The organism is Streptomyces sp. Edi2, assembly GCF_040253635.1.
In the GTDB taxonomy this organism is placed as follows: Bacteria; Actinomycetota; Actinomycetes; order Streptomycetales; family Streptomycetaceae; genus Streptomyces.
In genome coordinates, this window is the sequence record NZ_JBEJGX010000001.1 from 1 (window position 1) to 12,007 (window position 12,007).

Below are 12,007 nucleotides of genomic sequence, written 5' to 3' on the forward strand. Positions count from 1 at the left end.
CCCCGGCCCGATGCCAGCGGCGCAGCGCCCGGGACGGGGCCCGGCCGGCAGCCGGCGTGAGCCGGACTCGGGCCAGGAATACGGCGGCCGGTCACCGGCGGGACGGCCGGGCGCAGCGGGCGGCGGACGCGAACGGACGGCGAACCGGCGGCAGGCCGACGGGGCGCAGGAGCGGACGGGTCTGGCCGGCTACCGGGCGCTGATGGTGGCCGACCAGCCGCTGCGGCTGAAGTGGCAGGCGCCGTCCGGGTCGACGCGTACCGCTGCCCCCGCGATGGGCAGGTCGCCGTCGATGACGAGCCAGGTGCGGATGCTGTCCAGCTCGTCCCACAGCCAGCGCGGGCCGCCCTGATGGACGGTGGGCACATCCCGGGCACCGGCGGCCGTGGCCCGGGCCCAGGAGCCGTCCGGGTGCAGCATGTAGGCGGTGCGGTAGCTGTCCTTGGCCGCCTCCATGCGGTGCTCGATGCCGGGGACGGTCAGCTCCAGGGTGGAGCGCACGTCCCAGGTGCCGGCCACCCGCATCACGGAACATCAACACGTCTGGCGATACGGGCAGTTCGGCCGACCAGAGCCGGCCGCGGAAGTCAGCCGGATGCCGTCCGGGCGGCATCGACTTCGCCCGCGTCGATGAGGGCCTCGCGCAGTCGTGTGACGGCGTCGGTGTGCGGGTGGTCGGGTACGGCCTGGGCGGCCTGGAGCAGGGCCCGGGCGGGGCGCAGGACGTCCCGGGCCTCCCACAGGCCCGCGGGTTGGGCGACGAGGGCGGCGGTGAGCAGGAGTGCGTCCCGGTCGGTGGGGTGTGCGCAGGCGCGCCAGGCGGCGGTGGCCGGATCGTGGGGTGCGGCGTGTTCGGCGGCGGCGCGGGCCAGGGGGAGCCAAGTTAGGTCGTCGAGGGCGAGGTCGGCGAAGTAGCCGGCGCCGGCGAGCGCGCCGGGCGGCAGGTCGGCGGTGAGGGCGGCCCGCCACACGGTGGTCACCGCGGTGAGTTCGCCGGCGGTGGCCGGCCGTGCGGGGGGCCGGGTGAAGCGGAAGGTGCGGGAGTAGAGGTCTGCGCGGTGCGGTTGCAGGCGCCAGGCCATGACCTGCAGAAGCCAGGAGGCGGCGTCCGGGCCGCCGGGGCCGGCCGCGATCCGGGCCAGCACGTCGGCCGGGTCGCCCAGGAGGTGCGGGTCCTCGGTCAGGGCGTGGGCCAGGCGCTCGGCCGGGCCGCCGGCGCCGGGGCGCAGCGAGTGGAGCACGGCGGTGCGGTCGAGCGAGGCGAGCAGCTGCGGGTCGGCGCGGCCGGTGTCCAGCCACGCGGCGGCCGGGGTGGGGCCGCCGTTCAGGGTGGTGAGCGCGGCGTGGTGGCGGGCGGTGAAGTCGGGGGCGCAGATGCGCAGGGGCATCAACCGGGCGCCGAAGAGGGCGGCCACGGCCGGGGCGGTGGCGCCGGCGGTGAGGATGTCCCCGAGGAAGTCCCAGACGTCGCCGGGCAGCGGCGCGCCGGGCCGGATCGCCGCGGTCAGCGCGCAGTTGAGGAGGCACTCCAGCGCCCGGACCGCGCTCTGCGGCGCCGGCGGCCGGGGTGGCGGACGGCCGGGAGCCGGGCCGGCTTGCGGGGGCCGGGCGGTCCGCGGGCGGGTCGCGGCGATGGGAGCTGCGGGTGGGCCAGGGGCTCGGCCAGGGCACGGAGGCGGTCCAGGGCCGCGGGCAGCAGGGCTCCGAGGCCGGTCGGTCCGGCCGGGCGGGTCCACGCCGCGGCGAGCAGGCCGAACAGGGCCGCCTGCGCGGAGTGTTCCAGCGACTGGGCCGGCGCCGGCCCGGGCCCAGGCTCGGGCTCGGGTGTGTGCAGGTGGACGAGGTTGCCGCCCGGCAGGGCGCCGATTTGGTCCGCGGCCTCCTGGACGGCGACGAGGTAGAAGGCGCGCAGGACAGGTGCTTCGAGTGCGTCGAGGACCGCGGGGACGTCTGCGGTCCAGGCGGCCGGGTCGGCGGCCACCAGGCGGCTGACGATGTAGGCGTGGTCCTCCGCGCCGGCGTCCCGGGCCGTGGCCAGGGCTCGGGCGGCGGCCGGCGGGCCCTGGCCGGCGGCGAGTTCCCTCCAGCAGGCCGGTGCCGTCGGGGTCGGTGGGGGCCGGGGCCGGCAGCGGGCGGGCGGCGGTGCGCGGGTCGGGCGGGCCGGCGGGGGTGAGGCGGCGCATCCCCTCCAGCAGCGAAGGCGGTGCGCAGGCGCGCGGGCAGGACCGGGGACCAGTCCCGCACACCCGCAGCCAGGCCGCGGGCGCGACGTCCTCGCCCCAGACCGCGGCGACGTCCCCGGCGGGCGGCGGGCCAAGCAGCGGTGCGGCCGCGGCGTCCAGGGTGGCGGTGGCCCGGGAGGTGCACGAGCGCCACACCGCGGCGGCGAGGCGGGCCGGCTCAGGGTGCGGGGGGCCGGCCAGCAGGCGCGGCATCAGCCCGTACGCCAGCTCATGCCACCGCACCACCTCCGGCTCCGGCCGGGGCGCGGCCGCCGGCGCCTCATGCGCGCCGGCCGGGGCCTCATGCAGGTCGTCATGCGGGTCGTCATGCAGGCAGCGGGTGGGGACGCCGGCGGCCAGGTGCGCGGCCCAGATCCGGTCGGCGAGCCACCCTGTCGGCGGCCGCGGCCTTGTGCCACTGCGCGGTCCGCTCGTCCAGGCCGACGCCGGCGGCCGCGTCCGCGTTGGCCAGGTCCAGGACGGCACGCGCCAGCATCGGCCCGCCGAACATGCCGGGCGCCGGGGCAGATCCGGTCCAGGTCCTCGTGGAAGACGTCTCGGCGGACGGCCGGCGCGGTGAGCTCCACATCCCGCACCAAAGGGGAGGCGGCCACCGCGCGGATCATGCGCACCGACCGGTGTGGTGCGGCGGCGGGCCCGCCCGGGTGGGCGGCGGCGACCAGCGCCTGGAGGAGGCGCCCGGCCAGGTCCTGCGGCATCCGCGCAATGTCCGCACGCACCGCGGCGGACCAGTGGGCCGGGTCGCCGTCCTTGAAGAGCGGGCGCCGGCCGGCTGCGGGCCGGGCCGCGGCCGCGCGGGCGCCGGCCTCCGCGGCCCGCAGCCGGCCGGCCGCTTCGTGCTCGGCGTCGACCGCGGCCAGCAGGAGCCGTTCGGCCACCAGGATCCAGTCGCGGTCCCGGCCGGCGAGCGGCACCGCGCACGCCCACTCGGCCGCCAGGGGCGCAGCACCCTGGCTCCGGACCAGGACCGCCCCCTCCCCCACCCCGGTGCCGGCCCCGGTGCCGGCGGCGGCGTGCTCGTCGAGGACGGTGCGCACCAGCGCCGGCCCCATCAGCGCGGCATCACCGGCGGCCAGGTCCACCAGCGCGACCAGCGCGGCCGGGCCCCCGGCGGCAACGGTCAGGGCGTGCTCGGCCAGCCACGCGCCGGCCGTGGCGGGGGCGGCGACGGCCAGGTGTTCCAGAATCCGCGGCCGGCCATCGGCCGCCGGCCGCCGGGTCGGGGCGCAGCAGATGCGGAGCGTGCTCCTGGAGCAGGGGCAGCCAGGCCGCGGCCGGCCGGGAGCGGAAGAAGAACGCGGTCGCGCGCGGGTCCGCCCACCGGGCCACCTCCCGTACGTGACCGGGGCCCGGGCGCTCCAGCGCGGTCAGTTCAAGGACCCGCGCGGCGCGGCCGGGCAGCGGCACCAGCAACTCCCGCGCCGCGTCGAGGACCTCGGCGTACAGGCGGGCCGCACGGCCCGGGCGGCGGCCCGGCCGTGCGGCGGCCGCGTCCCGGTCCGGCCGGGGCGCACCGGCGCCGGCGAGCAGGTCAGGACGTCGTCGGGCATCAAGCCGGCCCGGCCAGCACAGCCGACGGCCGGGACGGCGCCAGCGGGGCAGGTGAGGTCAGCGCCGGTGCGCCACACCACGCTCAGCACGTCGAACAGCACCCGGACGGCGCCTCGTTCTATGCAAAGTAGAAATACCCCAGCGGCGGCGGACCCCCTTGGCCGGCCGCGTCGCGCTCGCGCGGGCCGGAGGTGGTCGGGTCCGGGTCGAGTCGGAGGAACAGACGGTGGATTACGGCGGGGGCGGGCGGTGTGCGGTGCCCACGGCGTACGCCCGGCGGTGAGCGGCGGGTCGAGAGGGAGAGTTGCGGCCTTTTCGGCCGCCGGGAGCGTGCGGCGCTCCCGGCGGCCGGAAGGGGCGCGGGGGTCAGACCGTGGGGGTGTGCGCGGCGAGGGGCTCCGGGAGGTCCTTGGTGTACAGGCCCTCCAGGCCGGAGGGCGCGATCAGGCCCCAGGTGAAGGTGTCGGTGTCGGCGTAGAACGAGCCGCGCAGGCGGCTGGGGGCGCTGTCGTGGGTGCGGATGACGCCTACCCCGTAGACCTCAAGAGTCCCGTCGGCGAGGCCGTCCTGCTGCTCCTTGGTGAGGTGGCCGACGGCGTAGAACTTATCGAATTCCTCGTCGGCGACGACTGCGAGGACGGGGCTGAAGTCGTCTTCGCCGCCGTCGTACACGCTGTTCATGCGCTCGCGGGCGAGAGCGGCCAGTGCTTCCGTGCGGGTGGGGCAGGTGGTCTCGGTGGAGGACGCCGTCCTTGTGGCGGGGTTCCTCGTCCCTGTCGTACGTCCAGACCTCGACCTGGTGGTGGGCGTGGAGGCCGATGCCGTTGTGGCGCATGCGCAGGAAGCCGAAGGGCTTGCCGTCGACGACGACGGGGTGGCGCTCGGTGCAGAACTCGCAGGTGATGCCGACGTGGCGCAGGAAGCGCTGGAGGCGGGGGAAGCGCGCGAAGCGGGTGCCGCAGTTGCAGCAGGTGAACACCTTCCAGCTGGTGGGGTCGGCCGCCGAGTCGTGGTTGCAGCGGGGGCACGCGTAGGTCGCGCCGGTCTGCCAGTTGATCACGGTGTTGCCCATGGTCTTCCTCCTCTACTCGGGGGTCTCCCCCGCCGTATTGTCTATTGAGACTGTACATGAATCAATGGACCATGTACAGTCTTAATAGACAACGCGATTCGCCCGCCTCTCCCGGGAGTACGACATGAACCCCAGCACCCGCCCGGCCGTCTGGCGCTTCGCCGACCGCGACACCGTCCGCACCGCCGACGGCACGACCTGGCACCGGGGACTGCGCCGGCCCCGCTCCTGGGCCGCCCTCGGCAGTGACCTGCCCGAGCGCGACGACGAGGCGGTGCGCGCGCTGCTCGGCATCGACCCGCACGCCGTCTTCGCCCCCGCCGGGCCTGACGCCTACACGGCGCTGCCCGGCCACGTGCTGGATACGCCGCAGGCCCTGCGCTGCTCGACGTCCGCCCCGCCACCGGCGCGACGCTCTACCGGCACTCGCTCGACCGCACCGGGGCCTTCCTCGGGAGCAACCCGGGCAGGCGCAGCACCCCGGTGCCGGGCCTGCGTCCCGCCGACGTCCGCACGTCCCTGCGGGTACGGCGGCGCGGCACAGCCGCGCCCGGATCACCTTCGACCGCGCCCACGGCCGCCTCCACGCCCGGTACGCGATCGGCAGCACCCTGCACACCCATACCTACGCCCTGACCGCCCCCTGACCCCTGGGCCCTGAGGGCGGGCGGACTCGGGCCGCTCTCGCCCCTCTGTCTATTAAGACTTGCACTCGCGCCGCACTGGATGTACAGTCTTAATAGACAACAGGGCGGGCCGGAAGGCACGCGGACGTAAGGAGCGGCGCATGACGAACGACCTTGAGATCCTCGACGGCATCCTCAACGGCACCCCTCCCCCCGTGCGACCTCGGGTACTACGGCTGCGAGGGCACGGCCGTCGAGCGCATCCCGCACCCGACCGGAGAGGCGCTGGGCGAGAAGGACTGGCCCGACGTCTGGGTCTGCGGGGGGAACTGCGAGCGGAACGCGGAGCGCGACTCGTAGCCCCCGGCCCGGCGACACCGCCGGGCCCCCAGCACCCGCACCCGCACCCCGTCCTCAAGGAGAACCCTCATGCGACCTGAGCTTCGCGGCCATGGCCCTGTACCTGTCGATGCACGACACCGGCGCCCTCGTCACGCCGTACGAGGTGCAGCAGATCCGCGCCGAGGCCGTGGCCCGCTGGGGGTACGACGGACTGCGCGCGGAGTGCGTCAAGCGGGCGCTGTTCTGCGCCGCCGCCGAGCCGGACGCCCACAGCGACCGGGGCGAATGGGCCCAGCTCAAGCCGCCGCGTTCGTCGAGGAGCCCTACGAGACGCCCTGAACGCCCGTACGAGGACCCGCCCGCCATCACCCAGGAAGAAGGACCCGACCATGGCCACCGCCTCCTACTCCAGCGTCCGGTACCACCTCGGCAAGGTCTTCGACCTGAGCCGGACGGCCACCGGCCGCCGCTCGGGCCAGCGCTGGTCCGAAGGCGCCCAGGTCCGCACCTCGCACACGCACGGCGTGATCGTCGACTACCTGGAGAGCCACGCCGCATGGGGCTCGGACGGCTCGCTCCAGGCTCGACGCCGTCCGCGAGCACCTGGAGCAGCGCTTCACCGTGCGGGACCACCCCGCCCAGGACGGACGCCTCATCGTCTCCGGCCCCGCGCCCCGCAGGCGGCACACCGAAGTGACGCCTCCCGCCGGGGCCCCGGGCACCCGGCTCCGCGCCGGACCGCCGTCATACCCTCGGCCGTGATTGCTATAAGAGACAGGATGGCATTGAGCATGAGCACACCCGACCAGCCGGACATCGACCTGGCCCGCCGCCAGGAGCCCCTGAGCCTGACCGACATCGGCCGGGCGTTCGGGCTCTCCTCACGCAGCACCGTGTACCGGTGGCACAAGCCGCCGCGCCAGAGCGCGATGAACGGCAAGCCGCCCGCCACCAAGCCCGCGCTGCACGCCGTGGCCGAGGCCCTCGGCACCCCCCTGGACCCGGCCCTGGCGGCCAGTACCCGGCCGCGCTTCCCGGTCGACGTCGTCCTCGCCCTGGGCAAGGCACTGGGCTACCTCGACGCCGACGGGCGCATCGTCGAAGAGCTCCGCGCCAAGGGACGCGGGCGCTGGCTCCCCGCCGCCCCCACCACCGACCCCGCCACCAGGAACCGGCGCGTCTACACCAACCACCTCGCCACCGCCCTCGGCGTCACCAACGAGAACATCGAACGGGGCCTGACCCGGGGGCACGCTCACCGCACCGGACGGCACCGACGAACTCGACCGCAACTTCTGGTGGACCCCGACCGCCAACACCATCCTCATCGACCACGCCCAGCGACGGAACCAGAAGCCGGACACCACGAAGTTCTTCTGACCCCCCCGCGAACCCCACACCGGACGAGGAGCCATCACGGACAACGACAACCGCTACCAGGCCAAGGTCACCGGCCTGGACGCAGGCACATGGACGTCCCGGCCCTTCAACAACCCCTACCTGGCCGCCGGGCACCTGGGCGCGGAACTCACCGCGGCCGGCTACGACGCAGAGAAGGGCTGGGCGATCCGCCTCGCCGAGATCCAGCACCACAACCGCCGCTACGAGGTACTGGAGACGCACAGCACCCCCTGACCGGCGCACCGGGCCCGAGCGCCCGACTCCTCGGCGAGGCGAGCGGCGAAGACCGCGTTGCCGACGTACGGGGCGACGGCGACCAGGCTGCAGCCCGGCCGGATCGAGTGCTTCGGCCTCCCACTGCACAGGATTGTCCGCATCGAGCCGGGACCTGCGGGCGACCACCCAGCCCGCCTTCCCCCAGGCCCACAGGCGCAACGGCGAAGGAGGATTCGGGCTCGCAACACCTTCCGGGCGCACCGCGGGCTGCGGGCGCAGCAGCCCGGCTGGGCGCCGGCCGTCCGTCCAGGGTGTCTCGGGTGCCGGCCTCCGGCCGTACGGCGCCTGTCACGCCCGCCGACGTCGAAAAGCACAGGTCACCAGGGGAGCACCACGGGGTGACACCGAGCAGGCCCGACGAGGTTCTGTGGGCCCGTTCTGGATGCGGCTGGACGGAAATGGACACTTCTGGACGCCGGCGGGGGCCGGGTGCCGCGGGGCCGGCGCCGCGGGCGGGTCACGACGGGCGGGGACGGCCCGGGGCGATCAGGTGGTCAGGCGTAGGGGTGGGGCGGTGCGGCGGGCGAAGGCCCTCACGCCGGGCAGGTCCGGCCGGCGGGCGGCGACGTCGGCGGTCAGCGCGCGTACCGAGGGACGGCGTGCCTCCTGCGGCGCGGCCCGTTCCACCCGCTGCAGCTGGTCGAACGCGGCCGGCACGTCACCGGCGGCCAGGAGCGCGCGGGCCGTGTCGGTGGCCGCGCGGGCCCGGCGCTCCGGCGTGGGCAGTACGGCGGGATCCAGGCGCACCGCGTACGCGAGGGCCTTGTCGACGTCGCCGAGCTCCCGGTGGATCCCGACCCGGTACAAGACGCACTGCGCCGGCGACAGCTCGCCCGCGGGCACCCGGGCCCCGGCCACGGCGTGGGTGAGGCGCGCCGTGCTCTGCTCGGCCCGGTCGGCGAACTCCCCCGCCATGGACGGCATACGGGCCTGCGCGGCGGTGTAGGCGGCGGACAGGGCCACCATCCCCGACACGTCCAGCACGGCCAGGCCCGGCCGGCGGACGGCGTCCAGCTGGTCGTGGGCCTGCGCCAGGAGCTGCAGGGCCTGGCCGGCGCGGCCCAGTACGGCGCAGCGGCGTGGCGGCTGCCCGTGCCGCGGCCGCGAGGAACACCGGGTCGCCCGACCGGGCGGCCGCCGCTGCGGCCCGAGCCGCGAACGCGCCCGCCTCCTCCAGGGCGGCGTTCTTGACCGCCAGCTGGGAAGCGAGCACCCACACCCGCGCGGCGTGGCCAGCGCCACCCGGTCCCGTTTCCTCGGCCTCGTCCGCGCGGGCCCGCCGTCCCGCTCCACGGCCGGCGCCCGCGTGCCGCCCGCGGCTCCTGGCCGCGGACGGCGTAGTACCGGGCGAGGCCGGCGCCGGGACCGGCCGTGGCGGGCGACGGCGCAGCGCGGGCTGGAGGCGCCGGCTCCCGGAGCGCGGGCGAGCAGTGGCTGTTACGGGCGGGCGACGGCAGAGTGGAGGCCGCGGGAACGCGGCCCGGGGCGGACGCGGGATGGGCCGGGGCGACCGGCCGAAGACGACGCGGTGCTGCGCGGGCGGGTTCAGGGGCGCCCGCCGAGAGTGGGCAGGCCGAGGTGGCCCGCACGCTTCGGCCGCGGCGGGCGGCACGGCCGTCCTTGAGGAGTTGGCGGGCCCGCGCGCGCCACGCCTGCGCCTCCTCGGGGCGGCCGGCCTCACGGTGCAGCGCGGCGACGCGCAGCATGGCGGCGCGGGTCCGGGCGGCCAGGACGTCGGCCACGGGCGCCAGGGGGCCCTGCACCTGGATCGCGCCCAGGGCGCCCCGCAGGCACAGCACGAGCCGGCCGTCCGGCTCGTGCTCGGCGAGGTCGCGCACGTAGACCCGGGCCCGGCTCAGGCTCAGGCTCCCCGGTACGGCGGGCGCCGGCCCGGGGCGAGCGTGCCGGGGCCGGGCTCGTCAGTACGTGCTGGACGGCGCCTGCGATGAGGAGCAGGCGCGTTCCAGTTCGGCGACCAGGTTCGCTCCGGTATCGCGGACAGCGGTGAGGGCGTGCCAGACGGCGTCGGCCACCGTGCGCTTGGGCAGCGAGGGCAGGTAGAAGGCGACTTCCTCGACCAGCGAACAGAGGCGCGGCCCGCAGTCGGGCAGATCGAGTGTGATCAGGGCCTCGTGCGCGTTCAACGGCCAGATGGCCAGCGGCTGCGCCCAGACGACGCCCGCGTTGTGGGCCATGCTGAGGAGACCATCAATGTCGTGCCAGTCGAACTCCGGCCCCTCGTCGTGCGGGTCGGCATCGGGGTCCCATTCGGCGAGCGTGTCCAGCAGCCATCCAACGTGAGGCATGGTCCTCCAAGGGGTGAGGGAAACGTGCGGGAGGCAGGATGTCGGCGGGCGAAGGCGGCGACGCCGGCGGGCGGCGACGCCGGCGGGCGGCGACCTCGGCCGTTCGGCCGGTGCGGCGCAGCGGGGTCGTGGCCGTGCGGGCCGCTGTGGCGGGCACCGCCGGGTCGCCGGAGCGACGGGCCTCATCCCGGCGCTCTCTCGCGTAGGCGTAGGCGGCCCCGGTGCGGCCGCGAGCGGTCCCCGCTGTATGTCAGCCGGCCGTGGTGGTACGCGGTGCCGGGGGGTTGGCGCTCACAAACTGGAGGAACCAGTCGGGGACCTGTCCCCGACTGGCGTGGTGGTGCGTCCAGATCTCCCGGACGGGCAGGCGACCGAGGCCCTCGTCGGGCAGGACCACATGGCCGGTCACCTCGATGCTGTTCCATCGGGGCGTGGCGTCGCCGTTCTGGAACCAGCGGACGCGCAGCCTGACGGGTCGGACGGTCTCGCCGTCCTCGACGGTGAAGTCCGGACCGCACTGCCCCTGCCATAGCCGCTCGTACGTACGCTGCGGCAGCTTCGCCGTCATCGCGTCGTCGTACTGCACCACCTCGTCGAACCGCTCCACACGCAGCGAAGGCGTGAACTGGGCGAGTACGGAAGGCTGGTCGGTCGGTTGCTGCATGTGCTGCTTCCTTGTCTATGACGAGGCGGTCGGCCGCCCGGCGGGTACCGCTGGCGGGGCCGGAAACGATGTCTTGGCCGTCAGGCCACCTCCCCCGTCCCCATTACTCACGCGGGAGACAGGAACGTAGGCGGTTACGTGGGTCCATCCCCGCTCTACGGCAAGGGCGGTCCGGTGTGCGCCGTCGCGCAGGCCCTCACCGGGCAGGACCACCACCGGCGGCACTTCGTGCCCGCCGGCGTCGAGCCCAGCTTCCAGGGGCGTAAACCGGTCTTCGGCATCGTTGGCTTCCAGCTCCTCCCGCGCGTAAAGGAGGCCGATCTCGTCGATCGGCACTCTCGCCCGGGTCAGTTCGGCGCCGAGGTCGTCGTCCCCGTACAAGTCGAATCCGATGAGGTCGGCGGCCTCGCCGAGGGTGAGTGTCGTCCGCCAGGCTGCGCCCCACGTTGGCAGCTCAGCGGCGTGGATGGTCTTCACACGTCGCCCCCTTCTGGTGTGGTGTCTACGCGGAGCATCTGCTCGGTACGCGGTGTGGGGCCGCGCGGGTCGCCTATCCGTCCCGACGGGGCCGGGCCACCACTCGTGGGGAAGCGGTGAGTTGAGTGTTCCTGCGAGGCGGCGCGTTCGCGCTGTCGAGGCCGGAGTGCCAAGCGAGCGCGCGTGTGGTGCGCGTTGGTGCGTACCCTCGGCGGGATTCGAACCCGCGGTCTCCCCCTTGAGAGGGGGCGAGATTAGCCGGACTACTCCACAAGGGCGTGGTTTCCCGCCGTCGGCCGGGGACCGGATCAGATGGGGCCCGCGAACGGGCTTGCTCGTCACCTTCCCCGGCCGGGGCGGGGCCGCCGTCGGCTCCTCCCCGGGAGCCTTCGGCGACGCGTGCCAGCGGACCGGATCCGCCGGGGGAAGCATCACCTTCCCGCTGACACGTCGTGAACTCTGCGGGTACTGCTCCCGCTCTTCCCCCACACGGGGGCGTGCTGCTGACACCACGAGTCCCAGAGGGCGCGCTTTCCCTCCTTCAACCCGCACCGGGGATCAACCGGGCAGGTTCGCTCTGTGTGCTGGTACGCGCCCTCTCAACGGGGACGTCGCCTCTGGAGGGGCGCACACCAACACATCGCGATCCGAGGGGATTTGAACCCCTGCCTTCCCCCACACGGGAGACGCTCTACCGGGCTGAGCTACGGACCTGCCAGACGGAAGCGAATCGGCCGCTCCCCACCGTCTGACGAAGGAAGGGGTCGATCGCCCCCTTCCGACATTCAAAAGAATATCCCACAACCGCGCCTCACGTCAAATCTTAATTGTCATCGGGGCGGACTCTGCGCCTCGCGGTTCGACAACGCCGCGGGCGGGGCCGACTGACGGGCGGCAGGGTGGCGGCGGGGGCGTTGCGGGTGGAGTCGCACGAGGTGGCCCGGCTCCGGCGCGGCATGACCCGGTCAGCCCCCGACCCTGCTCGACCCTGCGACGTCTGTGTCTTCCCCGGCGGCCGGGCTGGTCCCGCCGCCACCAGGTCAGCAGCG

At 75.0% G+C, this 12,007-nt stretch carries 13 protein-coding genes and 2 tRNA genes; 2 read left to right on the forward strand and 13 right to left on the reverse strand.

Features of this window, described 5'->3' with window-relative positions:
- Nucleotides 1-189: 189 nt before the first annotated feature.
- From ABR737_RS00005 to ABR737_RS00030, 6 genes are all read right to left on the reverse strand, one after another.
- A complete protein-coding gene (locus ABR737_RS00005; RefSeq protein WP_350248023.1) occupies nt 190-519 on the reverse strand; it encodes a methyltransferase domain-containing protein in 330 nt (109 codons plus the stop codon).
- 68 nt (nt 520-587) lie between these two features.
- Complete coding sequence (locus ABR737_RS00010) at nt 588-1,415, reverse strand: hypothetical protein (protein ID WP_350248025.1); 828 nt, start codon at nt 1,413-1,415, stop codon at nt 588-590.
- Nucleotides 1,416-1,504: 89 nt separating this feature from the next.
- The gene (locus ABR737_RS00015) at nt 1,505-1,981 is read right to left on the reverse strand and encodes a hypothetical protein (protein WP_350248027.1); all 477 of its coding nucleotides are present in this window, start codon (nt 1,979-1,981) and stop codon (nt 1,505-1,507) included.
- A 453-nt stretch (nt 1,982-2,434) separates the two neighbouring features.
- Nucleotides 2,435-3,325, reverse strand: coding sequence for a hypothetical protein (locus ABR737_RS00020; protein ID WP_350248029.1), 891 nt, complete (start codon nt 3,323-3,325; stop codon nt 2,435-2,437).
- A gap of 835 nt (nt 3,326-4,160) precedes the next feature.
- Nucleotides 4,161-4,475 carry a hypothetical protein gene (locus ABR737_RS00025; RefSeq protein WP_350248030.1) on the reverse strand — a complete coding sequence of 105 codons (315 nt, stop codon included), beginning with the start codon at nt 4,473-4,475 and terminating at the stop codon, nt 4,161-4,163.
- Nucleotides 4,399-4,866, reverse strand: coding sequence for a hypothetical protein (locus ABR737_RS00030; RefSeq protein WP_350248032.1), 468 nt, complete (start codon nt 4,864-4,866; stop codon nt 4,399-4,401). Before ABR737_RS00030 ends, ABR737_RS00025 begins: the two co-directional genes overlap by 77 nt.
- Before the next feature lie 124 nt (nt 4,867-4,990).
- On the opposite strand from ABR737_RS00030, the gene ABR737_RS00035 reads away from it, so the two are divergent.
- Nucleotides 4,991-5,527: a hypothetical protein gene (locus tag ABR737_RS00035; RefSeq protein ID WP_350248034.1), complete on the forward strand. Its 537-nt coding sequence runs from the start codon at nt 4,991-4,993 to the stop codon at nt 5,525-5,527.
- A gap of 139 nt (nt 5,528-5,666) precedes the next feature.
- A complete protein-coding gene (locus ABR737_RS00040; protein ID WP_350248036.1) occupies nt 5,667-5,852 on the forward strand; it encodes a hypothetical protein in 186 nt (61 codons plus the stop codon).
- Between the two features lie 1,583 nt (nt 5,853-7,435).
- Here the strand turns inward: ABR737_RS00040 and ABR737_RS00045 are convergent.
- The 7 genes from ABR737_RS00045 to ABR737_RS00075 all read right to left on the reverse strand — a co-directional run bounded on the left by ABR737_RS00045 (nt 7,436) and on the right by ABR737_RS00075 (nt 11,674).
- On the reverse strand, nt 7,436-7,612 hold the full coding sequence (locus ABR737_RS00045) for a hypothetical protein (protein ID WP_350248037.1): 177 nt from the start codon (nt 7,610-7,612) through the stop codon (nt 7,436-7,438).
- A gap of 385 nt (nt 7,613-7,997) precedes the next feature.
- Nucleotides 7,998-8,477, reverse strand: coding sequence for a hypothetical protein (locus tag ABR737_RS00050; protein ID WP_350248039.1), 480 nt, complete (start codon nt 8,475-8,477; stop codon nt 7,998-8,000).
- A 953-nt stretch (nt 8,478-9,430) separates the two neighbouring features.
- Nucleotides 9,431-9,817, reverse strand: a complete 387-nt coding sequence (locus ABR737_RS00055; protein ID WP_350248040.1) for a hypothetical protein — start codon at nt 9,815-9,817, stop codon at nt 9,431-9,433.
- A 250-nt stretch (nt 9,818-10,067) separates the two neighbouring features.
- The gene (locus tag ABR737_RS00060; protein ID WP_350248042.1) at nt 10,068-10,481 is read right to left on the reverse strand and encodes a hypothetical protein; all 414 of its coding nucleotides are present in this window, start codon (nt 10,479-10,481) and stop codon (nt 10,068-10,070) included.
- Nucleotides 10,482-10,496: 15 nt separating this feature from the next.
- The gene (locus tag ABR737_RS00065) at nt 10,497-10,958 is read right to left on the reverse strand and encodes a hypothetical protein (RefSeq protein WP_350248043.1); all 462 of its coding nucleotides are present in this window, start codon (nt 10,956-10,958) and stop codon (nt 10,497-10,499) included.
- 203 nt (nt 10,959-11,161) lie between these two features.
- Nucleotides 11,162-11,236: transfer RNA gene (locus ABR737_RS00070), tRNA-OTHER, on the reverse strand.
- 363 nt (nt 11,237-11,599) lie between these two features.
- Nucleotides 11,600-11,674, reverse strand: a tRNA-His gene (locus ABR737_RS00075).
- Nucleotides 11,675-12,007: the final 333 nt, after the last annotated feature.

Bases quoted from the DNA above. Each gene is read 5' to 3' on its own strand.
- ABR737_RS00025 (WP_350248030.1), bottom strand. From the start codon at position 4,475: ATGAACAGCGTGTACGACGGCGGCGAAGACGACTTCAGCCCCGTCCTC.
- ABR737_RS00030 (WP_350248032.1), bottom strand. From the start codon at position 4,866: ATGGGCAACACCGTGATCAACTGGCAGACCGGCGCGACCTACGCGTGC.
- ABR737_RS00035 (WP_350248034.1), top strand. From the start codon at position 4,991: ATGAACCCCAGCACCCGCCCGGCCGTCTGGCGCTTCGCCGACCGCGAC.
- ABR737_RS00045 (WP_350248037.1), bottom strand. From the start codon at position 7,612: ATGCGGACAATCCTGTGCAGTGGGAGGCCGAAGCACTCGATCCGGCCG.
- ABR737_RS00050 (WP_350248039.1), bottom strand. From the start codon at position 8,477: ATGGTGGCCCTGTCCGCCGCCTACACCGCCGCGCAGGCCCGTATGCCG.
- ABR737_RS00055 (WP_350248040.1), bottom strand. From the start codon at position 9,817: ATGCCTCACGTTGGATGGCTGCTGGACACGCTCGCCGAATGGGACCCC.
- ABR737_RS00060 (WP_350248042.1), bottom strand. From the start codon at position 10,481: ATGCAGCAACCGACCGACCAGCCTTCCGTACTCGCCCAGTTCACGCCT.